At 76.7% G+C, this 17,369-nt stretch carries 19 protein-coding genes and 1 riboswitch; of the genes, 1 reads left to right on the top strand and 18 read right to left on the bottom strand.

Annotated elements, in window-relative coordinates:
* Positions 1 to 24: 24 nt before the first annotated feature.
* From CBP52_RS04555 to CBP52_RS04530, 6 genes are all read right to left on the bottom strand, one after another.
* Positions 25 to 942, bottom strand: a complete 918-nt coding sequence (locus tag CBP52_RS04555; RefSeq protein WP_094180008.1) for a diacylglycerol kinase family protein — start codon at positions 940 to 942, stop codon at positions 25 to 27.
* Positions 939 to 1,724: a twin-arginine translocase subunit TatC gene (tatC, locus tag CBP52_RS04550; protein WP_094180007.1), complete on the bottom strand. Its 786-nt coding sequence runs from the start codon at positions 1,722 to 1,724 to the stop codon at positions 939 to 941. Before tatC ends, CBP52_RS04555 begins: the two co-directional genes overlap by 4 nt.
* A gap of 46 nt (positions 1,725 to 1,770) precedes the next feature.
* Positions 1,771 to 2,109, bottom strand: a complete 339-nt coding sequence (gene tatA / locus CBP52_RS04545; protein ID WP_094180006.1) for a Sec-independent protein translocase subunit TatA — start codon at positions 2,107 to 2,109, stop codon at positions 1,771 to 1,773.
* 87 nt (positions 2,110 to 2,196) lie between these two features.
* Complete coding sequence (locus CBP52_RS04540; protein WP_232514653.1) at positions 2,197 to 2,532, bottom strand: hypothetical protein; 336 nt, start codon at positions 2,530 to 2,532, stop codon at positions 2,197 to 2,199.
* A complete protein-coding gene (locus CBP52_RS04535; protein ID WP_094180004.1) occupies positions 2,525 to 3,526 on the bottom strand; it encodes a YafY family protein in 1,002 nt (333 codons plus the stop codon). The genes CBP52_RS04540 and CBP52_RS04535 overlap by 8 nt, the downstream gene beginning before the upstream one ends.
* Positions 3,519 to 4,541, bottom strand: a complete 1,023-nt coding sequence (locus CBP52_RS04530) for a YafY family protein (RefSeq protein WP_094180003.1) — start codon at positions 4,539 to 4,541, stop codon at positions 3,519 to 3,521. The genes CBP52_RS04535 and CBP52_RS04530 overlap by 8 nt, the downstream gene beginning before the upstream one ends.
* 35 nt (positions 4,542 to 4,576) lie before the next feature.
* Between CBP52_RS04530 and CBP52_RS04525 the strand changes: the two genes are divergently transcribed.
* The gene (locus tag CBP52_RS04525) at positions 4,577 to 5,713 is read left to right on the top strand and encodes a DUF3866 family protein (protein WP_094180002.1); all 1,137 of its coding nucleotides are present in this window, start codon (positions 4,577 to 4,579) and stop codon (positions 5,711 to 5,713) included.
* A gap of 20 nt (positions 5,714 to 5,733) precedes the next feature.
* Here CBP52_RS04525 and CBP52_RS04520 read toward each other — a convergent pair whose 3' ends face one another.
* The 12 genes from CBP52_RS04520 to CBP52_RS04465 all read right to left on the bottom strand — a co-directional run bounded on the left by CBP52_RS04520 (position 5,734) and on the right by CBP52_RS04465 (position 17,332).
* Positions 5,734 to 6,159, bottom strand: coding sequence for a PH domain-containing protein (locus tag CBP52_RS04520; RefSeq protein ID WP_369826293.1), 426 nt, complete (start codon positions 6,157 to 6,159; stop codon positions 5,734 to 5,736).
* Complete coding sequence (hisG, locus tag CBP52_RS04515; protein ID WP_094180001.1) at positions 6,159 to 7,007, bottom strand: ATP phosphoribosyltransferase; 849 nt, start codon at positions 7,005 to 7,007, stop codon at positions 6,159 to 6,161. Before hisG ends, CBP52_RS04520 begins: the two co-directional genes overlap by 1 nt.
* 69 nt (positions 7,008 to 7,076) lie before the next feature.
* The gene (locus CBP52_RS04510; protein WP_094180000.1) at positions 7,077 to 7,340 is read right to left on the bottom strand and encodes a phosphoribosyl-ATP diphosphatase; all 264 of its coding nucleotides are present in this window, start codon (positions 7,338 to 7,340) and stop codon (positions 7,077 to 7,079) included.
* Positions 7,327 to 8,079 carry a nicotinamide riboside transporter PnuC gene (gene pnuC, locus CBP52_RS04505; protein ID WP_094179999.1) on the bottom strand — a complete coding sequence of 251 codons (753 nt, stop codon included), beginning with the start codon at positions 8,077 to 8,079 and terminating at the stop codon, positions 7,327 to 7,329. Before pnuC ends, CBP52_RS04510 begins: the two co-directional genes overlap by 14 nt.
* Complete coding sequence (ribH, locus tag CBP52_RS04500; protein WP_094179998.1) at positions 8,076 to 8,552, bottom strand: 6,7-dimethyl-8-ribityllumazine synthase; 477 nt, start codon at positions 8,550 to 8,552, stop codon at positions 8,076 to 8,078. Before ribH ends, pnuC begins: the two co-directional genes overlap by 4 nt.
* The gene (ribB, locus tag CBP52_RS04495) at positions 8,549 to 9,904 is read right to left on the bottom strand and encodes a 3,4-dihydroxy-2-butanone-4-phosphate synthase (protein ID WP_094179997.1); all 1,356 of its coding nucleotides are present in this window, start codon (positions 9,902 to 9,904) and stop codon (positions 8,549 to 8,551) included. The genes ribH and ribB overlap by 4 nt, the downstream gene beginning before the upstream one ends.
* A complete protein-coding gene (locus CBP52_RS04490; protein ID WP_094179996.1) occupies positions 9,901 to 10,500 on the bottom strand; it encodes a riboflavin synthase in 600 nt (199 codons plus the stop codon). Before CBP52_RS04490 ends, ribB begins: the two co-directional genes overlap by 4 nt.
* A gap of 1 nt (position 10,501) precedes the next feature.
* Positions 10,502 to 11,554 carry a bifunctional diaminohydroxyphosphoribosylaminopyrimidine deaminase/5-amino-6-(5-phosphoribosylamino)uracil reductase RibD gene (gene ribD, locus CBP52_RS04485; protein WP_094179995.1) on the bottom strand — a complete coding sequence of 351 codons (1,053 nt, stop codon included), beginning with the start codon at positions 11,552 to 11,554 and terminating at the stop codon, positions 10,502 to 10,504.
* A gap of 80 nt (positions 11,555 to 11,634) precedes the next feature.
* Positions 11,635 to 11,776, bottom strand: a riboswitch (FMN riboswitch).
* Positions 11,777 to 11,852: 76 nt separating this feature from the next.
* Positions 11,853 to 12,515 carry a ribulose-phosphate 3-epimerase gene (rpe, locus tag CBP52_RS04480; protein WP_094179994.1) on the bottom strand — a complete coding sequence of 221 codons (663 nt, stop codon included), beginning with the start codon at positions 12,513 to 12,515 and terminating at the stop codon, positions 11,853 to 11,855.
* A 57-nt stretch (positions 12,516 to 12,572) separates the two neighbouring features.
* Entirely contained in the window at positions 12,573 to 14,168 is a 1,596-nt protein-coding gene (locus CBP52_RS04475) for an RsmB/NOP family class I SAM-dependent RNA methyltransferase (protein WP_094179993.1), read from the bottom strand.
* Positions 14,165 to 15,154: a methionyl-tRNA formyltransferase gene (gene fmt / locus CBP52_RS04470; RefSeq protein WP_094179992.1), complete on the bottom strand. Its 990-nt coding sequence runs from the start codon at positions 15,152 to 15,154 to the stop codon at positions 14,165 to 14,167. Before fmt ends, CBP52_RS04475 begins: the two co-directional genes overlap by 4 nt.
* 93 nt (positions 15,155 to 15,247) lie before the next feature.
* Positions 15,248 to 17,332, bottom strand: a complete 2,085-nt coding sequence (locus CBP52_RS04465; protein ID WP_094179991.1) for a primosomal protein N' — start codon at positions 17,330 to 17,332, stop codon at positions 15,248 to 15,250.
* Between the last annotated feature and the right edge of the window lie 37 nt (positions 17,333 to 17,369).

The raw sequence follows: 17,369 nt of genomic DNA, 5'->3' as shown, positions 1-17,369 counted from the left end.
CACCCTAGGCACTGCGGCACGCCCTCAGGCGAGCACCCGCAGCGCGCCGGGGACCACGTCGAGCTGCAGCGGGAGCGGTCCGACGCGCTCGCCGTCCGCGAACGCCGGCGGCGGCGGCGCCCCGAGCGCGGCCACCGGCTCGACCAGCACGCTGCGCGCGCGCAGGACCTGCACGGCCGGGTGCGCGAGGTGCGTGCCGCGGTAGACCGACGGCAGGACCCGCAGGACGCCCGGGCGCGCGAGCGGTCCGGCGACCACGACGTCGAGCAGGCCGTCGTCGACGCGCGCGTCGGGGGCGATCCGCACGCCGCCGCCGAACCATCCGCAGTTCGCGACCGCGACGACGGGGCTGCCCGACTCCCACACCTGGCCGTCGTACGTCACGCGGTAGCCGAACGGCCGGTACCGGCCGACCTCCGCGAGGAGCGCGCGCACGTACCGGCTCTCCCCGCACGGCCACGTGTACCCGTTCGCGCGTGCGTTCACCGCGGCGTCCAGGCCGCACGACAGCACGCCGACGTACCACTCGCGCGCCGACGTGCCCGGCGGTCCGACGCGCACCGCGTCGACGCACCGCGGGGTGCCCCGCAGCGCGCGGCCGATCGCCTCGACCGACGCGGCGACGTCCGCGCGTGGCAGCCCGAGGGTGCGCGCGACGTCGTTGCCGGTGCCGGCCGCGACGATGCCGAGCGGGACGTCCGTCCCCGCGACGACGTTCGCGCCGAGGTGCACCATGCCGTCACCCCCCACGACGACGACCGCGTCGAGACCCGCGATCGCGGCCGCGCGCGCCCGGTCCGTCGCCTGCGCGAGAGTCGGTGCCGAGAGGTCCGCCACGTCCAGCCCGAGCGCGCGCAGACGCGCGTGAGCCTCCCGTCCGGCCGTGGCGCCCCGTCCCTTGCCCGCGGTCGGGTTGACGACCAGCCCGACCCGGGCGGTCACGCGGGCGACCCCGGTCCGGACGGGAGCGTCCCGTCGAGCGTCGGCAGGCCCTGCGCGACGCGCCTGCGGTCGACGCGGCGGTCGTGCAGCGTGCAGACGCCGAGGGCGACGAAGTACAGCGCGCAGATCGGCAGCGCGACCGCGATCATCGTGAGCGCGTCGGGCGTCGGCGTCATGACGGCCGCGAACGTGAACGCGACGACGACCGCCCACCGCCACCCGCGGCGCCATGTCGCGGCGCGCCCGATGCCGGCGAAGTTGAGCGCGACCATGAGGACCGGCAGCAGGAACGCGAGACCGAACGCGAGCAGCAGCCGCATGACGAAGCTGAGGTACGTCTGCGCGTCGATGAGGTTGGTCGCGTCGTCCGGGGTGAACTCCGTCAGCAGCCGCACCGCGTTGGGCAGGGCCCAGAACGCGAGCGCCGCGCCCGCGAGGAACAGCGGGACGGCGGCGGCGAGGAAGCCGACCGCGTAGTGCCGCTCCTTGCGCGTGAGGCCGGGCGTCACGAACGCCCACAGCTGGTACAGCCACCACGGGCTGGAGACGAACACGCCGAGGAACAGCGAGACCTTGATCTTCATGTCGAACGACGTCGCGACGCCCGCGAAGTTCAGCGCGACGACCGAGTCGCGCTCCTGCGCGACGTCCCGCAGCGGCTGCTGGAGCAGGCTGAGCACCGGGTCGTAGAGGAACCAGCCTGCGACCGCGCCGACGACGAGGCCGAGCGCGGCGAAGAACAGCCGACGACGCAGCTCCAGCAGGTGCTGGCGCAGCGGCATCCGCCCGCCGGGGGCGGAACCGCGGCGATCGGTGGACACGCGGCTCTCAGGCGGACGTGCTCGGGCCGCTCTCGCCCGGCCGGTCCTGCGGCGCCGGGGCGGACGGCTCGGGTGCCACGTGCGGCTGCGCGGACGGCTGTACCGGCGGCTGACCGACGGGCGGTTCCGCCTGCGTGACGGGCGGCGCCGCCGGGGCGGTCGACGGCGAGGCGGGGGGAACCGGCGCCGGGGCGTCCGTCGTGAGGTCCTTCATCTCGCGCTTGAAGATCTTCATCGACTGGCCGACGCTCTTCGCCAGGTCGGGCAGTCGCTTCGCCCCGAACAGGAGCAGGATCACCACGACCAGGACGACGATGTGCCAGCCCTGCAGTGCATTCCTACCCATGACAGCCCCTCGACGGACGATGCGACCAGGCGATCCTAACCGCCGCCGCGCCGGGATCAGGTCGAGCCGGATCAGGTCCCGTCGGGATCAGGTCCAGTACGTGCGCCAGCCCCGCGCGACCTCGGCGTGCCGACGTGCCCGCTCCTCGCGCCGGTGCGCACGCTCCCGGCGCAGCCCGCGCACGGCGTCACGCAGCTCGTCGCGGTCCGCGAACAGCGTCGGGTCCGTGCTCGCGCGCCGCTGCGCGGCGAGGTCGGCCAGCTCGGCCGCCCGGTCCGCGAGCTCGGACGTCACCTCGCCGGCCCGGGCGAGCTCGCGACCGAGCGACACGAGCGAGCGCCACAGGCGCCGCGCCAGCAGGAACGCGCCCACGAGAGTCCCGACGACGAGCACCGACCACAGCGCGAACCACACGTCAGGCACCCCCGTCGTGGACGAGGGCGTCCGCCGGCAGGTCCGCGAGCGGGCCGTACGCGGCGAGCGCCGCCCGCGCGACCTGCGCCACGTCGGCGGCGACCGACGCCGGACGCACGTCGAGGACGTCGTCGGCGGCCTGCAGCACCAGGTGCCGCAACCACGCGGGGCTCACGATGCGCAGGTCGATCTCGAACGAGCCGTCCGGGAGGTTGCGCACCTCCTGCACGGGCGTGCTCTCGGCGACCCACCGGCCGTGGCTGGTGAGGTGCAGCGTCACGAGCGCGCCGTCGTCGCCCGGGACGAACTCTCCCCCGCCCGGCGGCACGGGGTGCTGCTCGGCGGGCACGTCGAGGACCCGCGCGGACAGGATGCGGTCCACGCGGAAGAGGCGCTCGCCCTCGACCGCGTGGCACCAGCCGAGCAGGTACGAGCGGTCCGTGTCGGTCACGAGGCGAATCGGGTCGACGTCGCGCTCCGAGGCGACGTCGGCCGCGTTGACGTAGCGCACGTGCAGCCGACGGCCCTCGCGCAGCGCGGTCGCGAGCGCGGACGCCACCGCGGGCGCGGCGGCGAGCGTGAGGGACACGTCGACCGTGCCGGCGGCGTCGCCCACGGCGGCGGTGAGCTTGGCGAGCGCGGAGCGCACCACCTGCGCGCGCTCGTCGTCCAGCGCGCCGCCGAGCCCCGCGTCGAGCGCGCGGAGCGCCGCGACGAGGGCGACGCCCTCGCGCGCGGACAGCCGCAGAGGACGCGTCATGCCCCGGGACTCGGTGAGCCGCACCACGCCGCGCTGGTAGGACGAGAAGTCGAAGTCGATGAGGTCGTACGGCAGGTAGCCGGGCGTCCCGCTCACCCACAGCGTGTCGACGTCCGCCATGACCTGCTGGGTCGACACGCCGAACTGCCGTGCGAGCTCGTCGACCGACGCGCCCTCGTGACGGTCGAGGAACGCGATCATGCCCAGGAGCCGCACGACGCGGTCGCTCGCGCGCTCAGCCACGGGTCACCTCCGGGGCGAGCTCGGCCGCGCGGCGCAGCAGGCTGAGCACGTGCCCGCGCACCTCCGGCGGGTCGATCACGAGCACCGCGTCGCCGTACCCGACGAGCTCCTCGGCCAGCTCCCACGCGTTGCGGTACTCGACGTGCACGACGTCGCGGCCCACCAGCACGGGCGCCACCTGCGGGTCGGCGGACCAGTCGACGGCACCCGCGGGGGCGTCGACCGCGCGCACACGCGTCGCCTCGGCCCGCTCCGGCAGCACGGCGAGCGTCGCGACCCGCGACGGCCCGGCCCGCCAGGCGGCCAGCGCCCGGTCGACGAGGTCCGGGTCGGGCGGCGGGAACGCGCCGGGCTCGCCCGTCACGCGGACCGAGCCCTCGATGCGGCTCAGCCGGAACGAGCGCGGCGCCTGCCGGTCCTGGTCCCACCCGACGAGCACCCAGCCACCCCGGCGCGCCACGAGCTGCCAGGGCTCGACGCGACGCTCGCGCACCTCGCCCGTGCTCGCCGCGCGGTACGTGAGGCGCACCACCTGCCGCGCCTGCGCGGCGTCCAGCAGCGGGGCGAATACGCTCCCGCCCGAGCGCACGCGCGGCGCCAGCCCCGCGACCAGGTCGGTCGCACCGGGGCCCTGCCCCACGGCGCGCAGCTTGGTCAGCGCGCGCGACGTGTCGCCCCGCATGGTGCGGTCCTGCCACGTCTGCGCGGCCAGCGTGAGCACGCCGAGCTCGGCCGCCGTGAGGTCGATCGGCGGGAGCGCGTACGCCTCCAGGTCGATCCGGTAGCCGATGTCGTCCCCGTGCCCCGCGTCCGTGACGGTGACGAGCGGGATCCCCAGCTCGCGCAGCGTGTCCTTGTCCCGCTCGAACATCCGCTCGAAGGCGTCGTCGGACGGTGCGTCGGCGTAGCCGGCGACGGAGGCACGCACCTGCTCCTTCGTCATGCGTCCGCGCGAGTTCACGAGGGCGATGAGGAGGTTGAGCAGGCGCTCGGCGGGGTCGATCGGGCTGGGCATCGGGTCCAACCGTAGTGGCCGGTAGCGTTGCGGACGTGATCACGTGGCGCGTCGGTGTCGTCGAGCAGGTCGGTACGTCGTGGCAGGGGGCCACCGAGCTGAGCGTCGCCCTGGACCAACCGTGGGCGGACCCGACGCTGCCCGCGCGGGTCAAGGCCCTCGCCTACCCCGCGCTGGTCGGCGAGATCGCCCCGGGTCGGCGCGTGTGGCTCAACGTCTCGGCCCTCGCGCGCGGGCTCGGCACGGGCGGGTACGCCCTGGTCATCGCGCCCGCCGACGGCCAGCCGGTGGAGCCGGCACCGTCCGCCGGCCACCTGGTCAAGGCCCGCTACACGCCGCTGCAGGCGATGGTGCTCGGGGTCGACGACCAGGAGTCCGAGCACCACGACACGATGCGTGACGCCGACGACCTCGAGGGTCTGCCCGTCGTCGTCGCGGACCTGCACTCCGCGCTGCCCGCGATCGTCGCGGGCGTCCGGCTCGAGGCCGCGCGGCTGGGCCGCCCGACGCCGCGCGTCGCGTACGTCATGACGGACGGCGGTGCGCTGCCCGCGTGGTTCTCGCGCGCGGTGGCGGGGCTGCGCGACGCCGGCTGGGTCTCGACGTGCATCACCGCCGGGCAGGCCTTCGGCGGCGACCTCGAGGCCGTGTCCGTGCACACCGCGCTCCTCGCCGCGCGCCACGTGGCCGGGGCGGACCTCGCCGTCGTCGTGCAGGGCCCCGGCAACCTCGGCACCGGCACACGGTGGGGCTTCTCGGGCGTCGCCGCGGGCGAGGCGGTCAACGCGGCCGCGGTGCTCGGCGGCCGTCCCGTCGCGTCGCTGCGCGTGTCGGGCGCGGACCCGCGCGAGCGGCACCTCGGGATCTCCCACCACTCGCTGACCGCGTACGGCCGGGTCGCCCTGTGCCCCGCGGACGTCGTCGTACCGCTCCTCGACCCGGACGACGAGGCGCTCGGCCCGCTGGGCGCGCGTGTGCGCGAGCAGGCCGCGTCCCTCGTCGCTCCCGCCGGGCGGCACCGTCTGGTGGAGGTCGAGGCTGGTGACGCGCTGCGTCGCGCGCTCGCCACGTCGCCCGTGCGTCTGTCGACCATGGGCCGCGGGCTCGACCAGGACCCCGCGGCGTTCCTCGCGGCGGGTGCCGCGGGCGTGCACGCGGCGACGCTCGTGTGACCGCCGCGGGGCGGCGGCGCTCAGTCGTCCCGGTCGGTGCGGGTCCTCGCCGCGACGAGGGTCGCCAGGCGGCGCGCCTGCGCCCGCGCGAGCTCCCCGTCCGCGCGCTGGATGCCCATCACCGCGAGCGTGTCGCCGTCCGCCAGGTCGAGCTGGACCCAGGGACTGTCCCCGAACCGCACGGCGACGACCTGCGCCCACGTGAGCCGCGTGGTGACGAGCAGGTTGCGGACCGTGAGGCCGTCCTCGTCGGGCACCGCGCGGACCGACGCCTGGCGCCAGCAGAACCACACGATCGCGAGCGCGAACACCGCGAAGCTCGCGACGTCGAGGGACGTCAGCCCGGGCATGAGGACGACGAGTACGACCGTCGCGGTCACGACGACTCCCGCGAGCACCAGCGACGCGGTGCGCGCGAGCCGGGGCCGGAACGGGGTCAGGTCCACTAGAGCCTGCAGGCGTGGATCGACGTGACGAGGATCGCGCGCGCGCCCAGGTCGTAGAGCTGGTCCATGACGCGGTTGGTCTGGTCGCGTCGGACCATCGCGCGCACGGCCGCCCACTCGCGGTTGTGCAGCGGGGCGACGGTCGGGGACTCGAGGCCCGGCGTGATCGCGACGGCCTGGTCGACGAGGTCGATCGGGCAGTCGTAGTCCATGAGCACGTACTGGCGCGCGGTCAGCACGCCCTGCAGCCGCCGCGTGAGCACCTCGAGCCCCGCGGGAGCCTCGACGTCCGAGCGGCGCACGAGCACGGCCTCGGAGTGCAGCAGCGCCTCACCGAACACCTCGAGCCCCGCGGCACGCAGGGTCGAGCCGGTCTCGACGACGTCCGCGATGACGTCCGCGACGCCCAGGCGGATCGCGCTCTCCACCGCGCCGTCCAGCCGCACGACGCCGCTCGGGGTGACACCGCGCTGCGCGAGCGTGCTGCGCACGAGCACCGGGTACGAGGTGGCGACGCGCTTGCCCGCGATCTGCGCGATGTCGCTCATCGCGCCCGCGGTCGTCGCGAACCGGAACGTCGAGCGCGCGAAGCCGAGCCCGAGGTGCTCGACCGCCGCCGACTCGGAGTCCAGCAGCAGGTCGCGGCCGGTGATGCCGACGTCGACCGTCCCTGCGCCCACGTACACCGCGATGTCCCGCGGGCGCAGGAAGAAGAACTCGACGTCGTTGTCCGGGTCGGGCAGGACGAGCTCGCGCGAGTCGCGGCGCTGGCGGTAGCCCGCCTCGCGCAGCATCTCGACGGCGGGCTCGGACAGCGAGCCCTTGTTGGGGACGGCGATGCGCAGCACGGGGGTTCCTTCGGCTCAGGACGACGGCTCAGGACGACGGCTCGGGACGACGACGGACAGCGGCGCGGTCTACAGGTGCGCGTAGACGTCGTCGAGCGCGAGCCCGCGCGCCACCATGAGCACCTGCAGGTGGTAGAGGAGCTGGGAGATCTCCTCGGCCGTGCGCTCGTCGCCCTCGTGCTCCGCGGCCATCCAGACCTCGGCGGCCTCCTCGACGATCTTCTTGCCGATCGCGTGCACGCCGGCGTCCAGCTCGGCGACTGTGCCCGAGCCCGCGGGCCTGGTCACCGCCTTCTCGGACAGCTCCGCGAACAGCGACTCAAACGTCTTCACGTCGCCCAAGGGTAGACGTTGCGACCGGCACCCCTGTCGCGGGTTCGGCGGCTGGGACGGGCGAGACGTGCTGCGGGGGCGCGCCCCGCCGCGCACGCCACCACACGACGAACCCGGACGTGACCACGCCGCCGTACACGAGGTAGAGCACGGCGGACGGGTAGTAGCCCGCCGAGAGCAGCAGGGGCACACCCACGACGTCCACGGCGATCCAGATGAGCCAGAACTCGATGTACCCGCGCGCCATGCCGTACGTCGCGAGCAGCGAGCCGGTGAAGATCCACGCGTCGGCCCACGGACCCCACGACCCGAGCTCCCGGAACACCCACGCCAGACCGACCGTCCCGACGACCGCCGCCGGGCCCAGGACCGCCCAGCCGCGCACACCCGCCCACCGCGGCTCGACGGCCGGCGCGTCGGGCAGGCCCGCGGCCTGCGCCGCGCGCCGAGTCCGGCTCCAGCGCAGCCAGCCGTACACCGACACGGCGACGAAGAACACCTGCCGGCCGGCCTGGCCGTACAGGTCCCGGTCCTGCGGGGTGCCGAACACCGCGCCGAGGAACACCGTGAACAGCAGCACGTTCCCGACGATGCCGACCGGCCACGCCCACACCTTCCGGCGCAGCCCGCCGACCGCGGACGCGAGCCCGAACAGGTTCCCGACGACCTCGCGCCAGAGCACCTCGTGGCCGGCGACGGTGAGCGTCGCGTCGAACAGCCAGCCGAGCGGTCCGCTCACCCGCGGCCCAGCCCGCGCAGCGCGGCCACGGTCGCGACCGCCGCCTGCGCCGCCTCGTAGCCCTTGTCCTCGCTCGAGCCGGGCAGCCCGGCGCGGTCGAGCGCCTGCTGCTCGTCGTCGCACGTCAGCACGCCGAACCCGACGGGCACGCCGGTGCTCACCGCGACGTCGGTCAGGCCGTTCGTGGCGCCCGCGCACACGTACTCGAAGTGCGGCGTGCCGCCCCGGATGACGACGCCGAGCGCGACGACGGCGTCGGCTCCCCCGCGCGCCGCGACGGCCGCGGCGACGGGCAGCTCGAACGTCCCCGGCACCCGCACGACCGTGAGGTTCTCCACGTGCGCCTCGGCCAGCGCGCGCATCGCGCCGTCGAGCAGCCCGTCCATGACGACCTGGTGCCACGAGGCGGCGACGACGACCACGCGCAGGCCGGTCCCGTCGACGGTGATGCTGGGTGCTCCGGCGCCGCTCATGCGAGCTCCTCCAGGGGTGCGTAGGTGTGGTCGGTGCGGTCCGCACCGGGGGTTGCCGGTGCCGCGTGCACCGGGTTGACCGGGATCGGGTCGCGCACGTCCGCCGGGTCGTCGAGGTGCAGCACGTGCCCCATCGAGCGCGCCTTGGTGCGCAGGTACTCCTCGTTCTGCGGCGTACGGCCCACCTCGAGCCCGCGCACCTCGACCACGTCGACGCCGTGCGCGCGCAGGCCGGCGACCTTCGCGGGGTTGTTGGTCAGGAGCTGGACCCGCTCGACGCCGAGGTCGCGCAGGATCGCCGCCGCGGCGCCGTACTCCCGCCGGTCCGCGGGCCAGCCCAGGTCGAGGTTCGCCTCGACCGTGTCCCGGCCCTCGTCCTGCAGCGCGTACGCGGCGACCTTCGCGAGCAGCCCGATGCCACGGCCCTCGTGGCCCCGCAGGTACACCACGGCGCCGCCCTGCTCGGCGGCGAGCCGCAGCGCGGCGTCGAGCTGCGGGCCGCAGTCGCAGCGCGCCGAGCCGAACGCGTCGCCCGTGAGGCACTCCGAGTGGACGCGCACGACGGGCACGGGCGCGAGACCGCGCGTGGGCACCAGCGCGACGTGCTCGTCGCCCGTGCGCAGGTCGCGGAAGCCGTGGATGCGGAAGTCGCCGTGCCGGGTCGGCAGGTACGCCGTGTGGGTCGCGTGCACGCGCGGGCGTCCGTCCCCGGGCGCCGCCGGCTCGACCGTGTCGTCGTGCTCGCGGCGCCACGCCACCAGGTCCGCGATCGTCAGCAGCACGAGACCCTCGTCCTGCGCGAGCCGTGACGCCTGGGTGAGCCGCACCATCGTGCCGTCGTCGTTCACGAGCTCGGCGATCGCACCCACGGGCCGCAGGCCCGCGAGACGGCACAGGTCGACCGCGGCCTCCGTGTGCCCCGCCCGGTGCAGCACACCGCCCGGCACCGCGCGCAGCGGAAGCACGTGCCCGGGCCGGATGAGGTCGCCCGGCCCGCTCGCCGGGTCGGCCAGCACGCGCAGCGTGCGGGCGCGGTCCGCGGCCGAGATGCCCGTGGACACACCCGTCGCGGCGTCGACCGTCACCGTGTACGCGGTGCGACGCGGGTCCTGGCTGTGCGGCACCATCAGCGGCAGGTCGAGCGCGTCGGCGCGGCCCGCGGGCATCGGCGCGCACAGGTAGCCCGACGAGTGGCGGATCGTCCACGCGACCCACTCCGGCGTCGCGGACTGCGCGGCCAGGATCACGTCGGCCTCGTTCTCGCGGTCGGGCGAGTCCGCGACCAGCACCGGCCGTCCGGCGCGCAGCGCCTCGAGCGCCTCCTCGACCGTCCCGGTGACGACGTCGCTCATCGCGCCACCGCCGTCAGCAGCCGCTCGGCGTACTTCGCGAGCACGTCCACCTCCAGGTTCACGGGCGAGCCCGGCTCGAGGGTGCCGAGGGTCGTGCGGGCGAGCGTCGTCGGGATGAGCGACACGCCGAACGACTCGTCGCCGACGTGCGTCACCGTGAGCGAGACGCCGGACACCGCGATCGACCCCTTCTCCGCGACGTACCGCGCGAGCCCGGCCGGCAGGCCGATCTCGACCTCGTCCCACCGCTCCCCCGGCTCGCGCCGCAGCACGGTGCCGACGCCGTCGACATGCCCCTGCACGACGTGCCCGCCGTAGCGCCCACCGACCGCCAGCGCCCGCTCGAGGTTGACCGGCGCACCGGCCCGCAGCGCGCCCAGCGCGGTGCGCCGCAGCGACTCGGGCATGACGTCCGCCGCGAAGGTCCCGTCCCCCGGCAGCCCGCTCACCGTGAGGCACACGCCGTCGACGGCGATCGAGTCGCCCAGGTGCGCGTCGGACACGACGAGCGGGCCGCGCACCACGAGGCGCGCGTCCTGGCCGCGGTCCTCGACGGCGACGACGGAGCCCAGCTCCTCGACGATCCCGGTGAACATGTCAGACCTCCCGGACGGGTGTGGCGACGACGAGCACGTCCGGCCCGAGCGGCAGCACGCTGACCGGCTCGAGCCGCACGGCGGCGGCGATGGACGTGATGCCGAGGTCGCCCACGGCGGACGGCCCGGCACCGAGCAGGACGGGCGCGACGTACGCGTGCACCTCGTCGACGAGGCCGGCGCGCAGGAACGCCGCGGCGAGCGTCGGCCCGCCCTCGACGAGCACGCGCCGGACGTCCCGCGCGGCGAGCTCGCGCAGCACGTGCGCGGGGTCGTGCGTGCGCACCTGGACGAGCGGGCCGCCGGGGCCGCGCAGCCGGGCGTCCCGGGGGACGTCGCGGTGCCCGACGACCACGCGCAGCGGCTGCGCGCCGGCGAGCGTGCCGTCCGCGGTCCGGGCCGTGAGCGTCGGGTCGTCGCGCAGCGCGGTGCCCGTGCCGACGACGATCGCGTCGACCTGGGCGCGCAGCTCGTGCGCGTGCCGACGCGCGACCGACGAGGTGATCCACCGGCTGGACCCGTCGGTCGCGGCGACGCGGCCGTCGAGCGTGGTCGCCGTCTTGAGCGTGACGAACGGGCGGTCGGCGCCCACGGCCGGCAGCCAGGCGCCCAGCAGCGCGCGACCCTCGTCGGCCAGCACGTCCGTGACGACCTCGACGCCCGCCGCGCGCAGGATCTCGACGCCGCCCGCCGCGACCGGGTTGGGGTCCCGCACCGCCACGACCACCCGCGCGACGCCGGCGGCGAGCAGCGCGTCCGTGCACGGGCCCGTGCGGCCGGTGTGCGAGCAGGGCTCGAGCGTGACGACCGCAGTGACGCCACACGTGTCCTCGCCCCGCGCGGCGGCGTCGGCGAGCGCCGCGACCTCGGCGTGCGGGGTGCCCGCGCCGCGGTGCCACCCCTCGCCGACGGTCGTCGGACCCGCCGTGCTCGCCGCCGGGCCGGGCCGCAGCAGCACGCACCCGACCCGTGGGTTCGGGTCGTGCTCAGGACCGCGCCGCGCGAGCTCGAACGCGCGCGTCATCGCCGCGCGCTCGTCGCCTGTGCTGGTCATGTCCACCTCCCGGCCCGTGCGGGCTCCGGGGGCGCGCGTGCGAGGCACCACGCGTCAACGGCACGCCACCGGGCGCGCCGCCACGTACTTCCTCCCATCCGGACTTTCACCGTCGGTCCTGGAGTTCCACCAGGTCAACCGCCTCGGCCGACTCTCGTCGCCCTGGGCGGGTCGCGGACTGTCACCGCCGGCTCGGACTTTCACCGACCCCGGAGCACGTGTACTCGACCCCGGCTGACGCCGTGGCCTTCTCCTGGATGATGCCACACCCCGCGGGGTGCATCGGCGAACGCGCTCGTCAGGCCCAGATCGTGGACGCGAGGTCGCGCAGCGCATCGACCTCCGCCGCGGCGTCGTCGGCACCGTAGACCGCCGAGCCGGCGACGAACACGTCCGCCCCGGCCTGCGCGACGCGCGCGATCGTCTCGCGCGAGATTCCACCGTCGACCTGCAGCCAGGTGTCCGTCCCCGCGTCGGTGATCGCCTGCCGCGTGCGGCGGATCTTCGGGAGCGTCCCGTCGATGAAGGACTGGCCGCCGAAGCCCGGCTCGACGGTCATGACGAGGACCATGTCGAGCTCCGGCAGCAGGTCGAGGAACGGCTCCACCGGCGACGCGGGCCGCAGCGCGACGCCCGCGCGGACCCCGAGCGCGCGCAGCTCGCGCGCCAGCCGGACCGGCGCCTGCGTCGCCTCCGCGTGGAACGTGACCGACGCCGCCCCCGCGTGCGCGAACTGCGGCGCCCAGCGGTCCGCGTCCTCGATCATGAGGTGCACGTCGACCGGGACCGGCGAGATCTCGGCGATGCGCCGCACCACCGGGAGCCCGAGCGTGAGGTTCGGCACGAAGTGGTTGTCCATCACGTCCACGTGCACGAGGTCCGCGTTCGCGATCCGCCCGAGCTCGCGCTCGAGGTTGACGAAGTCGGCGGACAGGATGCTGGGCGCGATCTTGGCGGGCACGCGGCCAGCCTAGTCAGCCGTCCCGGCCGGCGCCCCGCCGCGTCCGCCCACGGCTCCTCATCGGCGCCGCAGCAGGGTCAGGTGCATCGCGTCCGTGCCGTGCACGTGCGGCCACAGCTGCAGGTCCAGCCGGTCGCCCACGAGGTCCAGCGGCCCGGCGGCGACCTCGCGCGCCACGGCACGCGCGTCGAGCGTCTCGACCTCGAGCCCGGCCTTCGCCGCAGCGCGCAGCGCGTCGGTCACGACGAGCCGCGTCTCGGCCAGGTGGGGCGAGCACGTCACGTACGCGACGACTCCCCCGGCCCGCACGGCCCGCAGCGCCGAGCCGAGCAGCTCGCGCTGCAGCGCCGCGAGACCCACGAGGTCCGCGGGGGTGCGCCGCCACCGCGACTCGGGCCGGCGCCGCAGCGCGCCCAGCCCCGTGCACGGCGCGTCGACCATCACGCGGTCGAACGCGCCCGGCTCGGCCGCCCCGAGCTCGCGCCCGTCGCCCGTGCGCACCGACTCGACAGCGCTCGCCGGCACCGCCCGCAGCGACTGCTCGACCAGCCGCGCACGGTGGGGCTGGACCTCGTTCGCGACGAGCCGGGCACCGCGCTGCGCGGCCAGGGCCGCGAGCAGCGCCGCCTTGCCGCCCGGCCCCGCGCACAGGTCGAGCCAGCGCTCGTCGCGGCCCTCCAGCGGCGCCGCCGCGAGCGCGAGCGCGACGAGCTGGCTGCCCTCGTCCTGCACACCCGCCCGGCCGGTGCGCACGGCCTCGACGCCCGCGGGGTCGCCGCCGCCCGGCAGCACGGCCACGGGCGACACCCGGCCGGGCTCCGCCTCGGCACCGGCCTGCTCGCACAGCTCGGCGGTCGTCACCAGACCCGGCCGGGCGACGAGCGCGACGCGCGGCGCCGCGTTGTCCGCCGCGAGCAGGTCGCCGACGTCGTCGGCCGCGCGGCCGTCGCCCACGAGGGCCTCGCGCAGCGCCCGGACGACCCACTCGGGGTGGCTCTGCGTGACCGCGAGCCGCGCGACGGGGTCGGTCTCCTGCGGGTCCGCCGCGTCACCGACCAGCGCGAGCCACGCGTCCGGGTCCTCGCGCGCGACCGCACGCAGCACCGCGTTGACGAACTGCGACGCACCCGCGCCCGCGCGCTCACGCGCGAGCCCCACCGTCTGCGAGACGGCCGCGTGCGCGGGCACACGCATGCCGAGCAGCTGGTGCACGCCGAGGCGCAGCAGGTCGAGCACGGGCGGGTCGATCCGCGTGACGTCACGCGCGGCGGCCTGCTCGACCACGGCGTCGTAACGCCCGCGCAGCCGCAACGTGCCGTACGTCAGCTCGGTCGCGAACGCCGCGTCCCGGCCCCGCACCCCACGCTCGCGCAGCAGCGGAGGCAGCACGAGGTTGGCGTACGAGTCGCCCTCGTCGACCGCGCGCAGCACGTCGTACGCCGTCGCGCGCGCGACGTCCGCCGTCCGCGCACGCTGCGACGGTGCCTGCGCCGACCGCTGCCCACGCCCCTCGGCACGCGCCGCGCCACGCTGGCGGCCGCGCGCGTCACGCCGGTCGTCGGCGCCGCGGCGGTCCTGCGCACCCCGGTCGCCCGGACCGCGGCCACGGCCCTCGCCCCGGCGGGGCTGCTCGCCGCCGGCCTGCGGGCTCACGCCGCGCCGCCGGCGAGCCCGCTGCCGCCGCCGAGCACGCCGGCCCCGGCGACCACGGTGCCCAGCACCGTGCCCTCGGCAGGCCGTGCCCCGCGCGCCCAGTCCGCGGCGGGCATCGCCCGCTTGCCCGGTGGGGTCACGTCACCGAGCCGCACCGCGTGCCCCGCGGTCCCGACGAGCACGTCGTGCTTGCCCGCGCGCACCTCGCCGGGCGCGAGGTCCGTGACGTCGGGCACCTGCGTGACCGGACCGAGGCCGAGCCGCGAGCCGTCGGGCAGCGTCGTCCACGCGCCCGGGGCGGGCGTGCAGCCGCGGATGCGGCGGTCGACGACGTGCGCGGGCGCGCCCCACCGCACGCGCGCGTCCTCCACCTCGACCTTGGGCGCGTGGCTGACCCCGTCGAGCGGCTGGGCGACGGGCGTGAGGTGCCCGTCCTCGAGCGCGTCGAGGGTGCGCATGAGCAGCGTCGCGCCCGCGACCGCGAGCCGGTCGAGCAGGTCGCCCGAGGTGTCGCGGGGCCGGATCGTCTCGGTGAGCGTGCCGAGCACGGGGCCGGTGTCGAGCCCCTCCTCGAGCAGGAACGTCGTCGCGCCGGTCACCTCGTCGCCGGCCATGATGGCGTGCTGCACGGGCGCCGCGCCGCGCCAGGCGGGCAGCACCGAGAAGTGCAGGTTCACCCAGCCGTGCGCCGGCACCGCCAGCAGCGCCGGCGGCACGAGGGCGCCGTACGCGACGACGGGCGCCGCGTCGACGCCGAGACCGCGGATCTCCTCGACGACCGCGTCGTCGCGCAGCGTGCGGGGCGTCAGCACGGGGATGCCGGCCTCGAGCGCGCGCTCCTTGACGGGGCTCGGGGTGAGCGACCGTCCGCGGCCCGAGCGGGCGTCGGGACGGGTGAGGACGGCGACGACCTCGTGGCGGGAGGCGAGGAGGGCCTCGAGGCTCGCCAGCGCGGGCGACGGGGTTCCGGCGAACAGCAGACGCATGGGCTCGATCCTAGGAGCGCACGCGGCCGGCAGCCGCACGCGGTGACGACCGCGCTCGTCGGCGCACGCGACGGCCCGGACCTCGGCGGCCCCTCAGCCCAGGTCCGAGGGGTCGAGCTGGACGCGCACCGTGCCGCCCTCGCGCCGCGCCGACCGCACACCGAGCGACGCCGCGACGGCGGTGGCCAGCGCCGCACCGGCGCTGCGCGGCACCCGCAGCAACGTGCGCACGTCGGGCTCGAACGCGCCCCGCTCCGCGCCCGCGACCGGCACGGGACCGAGGACGTCGAGCGGTGCCGGCAGCGGCGCGGCCCGCACCCGCTGCACGACCGCCGTGACGGCCTCCCGCGTGCCGGTGACGGACGCCATGCGCACGCTCGGCGGGAGCCCGAGCACGGCCCTCTCGTCGAGCTCGCGCTCCGCGAGACCCGCGGGGTCCCAGCGCACGAGGGCCTGCGACGCGCGCGGCTCCGCATCCCCGACGAGCAGGACGACCCCGCCCTCGCCCACGGGGCGCACGAGCGCGGCCGCCGTGAGCCAGCGCCGCACCGCGTCGGGCAGCACACCGAGAGCCGAGCCGGCGGTCGAGACCGCCGCGTCCAGGAGCACGGCCGCGGCGTAGCCCGCGGGCGCGACCGGTTCCGCGCCGGGGGTCGCGACGACGAGCGCGGGGCGGTCGGGCACCTGCGCGACGACGCCGCTCGCGGCGCGTGCGCCGGACACGACCACGGGCACGCCCGGGAACGCCCGCCCGAGCTCCTCCGCGGTCCGCTCCGAGCCGACACGCACCGACCGCAGCGCGGACGCGCCGCACTCGTCACAGCGCCAGTCGGTCGCCATCCGGCCGCACCAGGCGCACGTCGGGCTGCCGTCCGCGCGGTGCAGCCCGAGCGGCCCGTGGCACGCGGTGCAGCGGGCCGACGCGCGGCAGCGCCCGCACGCCACCGCGGGCAGGTAGCCCGCCCGCGGGACCTGCACCAGCACGGGACCGTCCGCGAGCCGGTCGCGGATCGTGCGCCACGCGGGCGTGGGGAGGCGGGCTGCCGCGGCCGCGCCCTCACGCGCGAGCTCGGTGGACGTCAGAGCCTGCACGCGCGGCGTGCGGGCGCGGACCCGGGCGCGGTCCGCGCTCACGTCGCGCGCCCACCCCGACGCGACGAGTGCCTGCGCCTCGACCGTGCGCGCGTGCCCACCCACGAGGAGCGCCGCGCCCTCGAGGTCGGAGCGCAGCGCGAGGACCTCGCGCACGTGCGGGTACGGCGCACGCGGCTCGGCGTGCAGCGGGTCGCCGTCGTCCCAGCAGACGGCCAGGCCCAGGTCGTGCACCGGCGCGAACGCCGCCGCCCGCGTCCCGACGACGACGTCCGCGTGGCCCCGGACCGCGGCGAGGAACGCGCGGTACCGGGCAGCCGGCCCCTCCTCGGCCGTGAGCCGGACCGCGCCGCCGCGCACGCCGGGGCTCCAGCGCGGGACGTCGGCGGCGGCGAGCGCGTCGAGCACGCGGTCGACGTCACGTCCGTCCGGGAGGACGACGAGCGCGCCCCGGCCGCCCAGCACGGCGGCGGCGGCGGCCTGTGCGACCGCCGCCGGCCACCGCTCGTCGACCTCCCCGGGCAGCGCGGTCCACACCGCGCGCGGCGCTCCCCCGCCCCGGACGTGCTGCACGAACGCGGACCCGCCGCGGTAGTCCGCCCACGCGGTCGCGTCGGGTGACGGCGGCGGCACGAGCGCGGGCTCGGTGGCCTGCGCCTCGGCCTCGACCCGCGCGTGGCGCGGCGGGACGGCGAGGCGCAGCACGTCCGCCAGCGTCCCGGCCCACCGGTCCGCGACCGCGCGCGCGAGCCGCGCGACCTGCGGCGTGAGCACCGGCTCGGGCGACACGAGGCGACGCAGCGGGACCAGTGCCCCGTCGTGATCGGCCGTCGCGACGCGCTCGAGCACGTAGCCGTCGGCGTCCTGCCCGCCGAACCGCACCTTGACGCGCGTGCCGGGGACGGCGTCGTCGGACATCGTGGCGGGCACGAGGTACTCGAACGTGCGGTCGAGGTGCGCGGGCGGCAGGTCGACGCACACGCGCGCGACGGGCAGCGTCTGCGCGACCGCCGCCGTAGCGGCGCGCGGACGCCGGCGCGCCCGCGGTGCGGGCACGCCCTCGAGCGTCAGCTGCTCCGGGTCCACGGGGTCATCTCACCATCACCGGCCCACGCGGCGCGGT

The organism is Cellulomonas sp. PSBB021 (assembly GCF_002240455.1).
Lineage (GTDB): Bacteria > Actinomycetota > Actinomycetes > Actinomycetales > Cellulomonadaceae > Cellulomonas > Cellulomonas uda.
This window is presented reverse-complemented; position numbering and strand designations above follow the sequence as displayed.

Excerpts from the sequence above, each read along its gene's own strand:
- ribD (WP_094179995.1), bottom strand. The coding sequence starts at position 11,554 with ATGACCAGCACAGGCGACGAGCGCGCGGCGATGACGCGCGCGTTCGAG.
- tatC (WP_094180007.1), bottom strand. The coding sequence starts at position 1,724 with ATGCCGCTGCGCCAGCACCTGCTGGAGCTGCGTCGTCGGCTGTTCTTC.
- ribB (WP_094179997.1), bottom strand. The coding sequence starts at position 9,904 with ATGAGCGACGTCGTCACCGGGACGGTCGAGGAGGCGCTCGAGGCGCTG.
- tatA (WP_094180006.1), bottom strand. The coding sequence starts at position 2,109 with ATGGGTAGGAATGCACTGCAGGGCTGGCACATCGTCGTCCTGGTCGTG.
- CBP52_RS04490 (WP_094179996.1), bottom strand. The coding sequence starts at position 10,500 with ATGTTCACCGGGATCGTCGAGGAGCTGGGCTCCGTCGTCGCCGTCGAG.
- fmt (WP_094179992.1), bottom strand. The coding sequence starts at position 15,154 with ATGCGTCTGCTGTTCGCCGGAACCCCGTCGCCCGCGCTGGCGAGCCTC.
- ribH (WP_094179998.1), bottom strand. The coding sequence starts at position 8,552 with ATGAGCGGCGCCGGAGCACCCAGCATCACCGTCGACGGGACCGGCCTG.
- CBP52_RS04530 (WP_094180003.1), bottom strand. The coding sequence starts at position 4,541 with ATGCCCAGCCCGATCGACCCCGCCGAGCGCCTGCTCAACCTCCTCATC.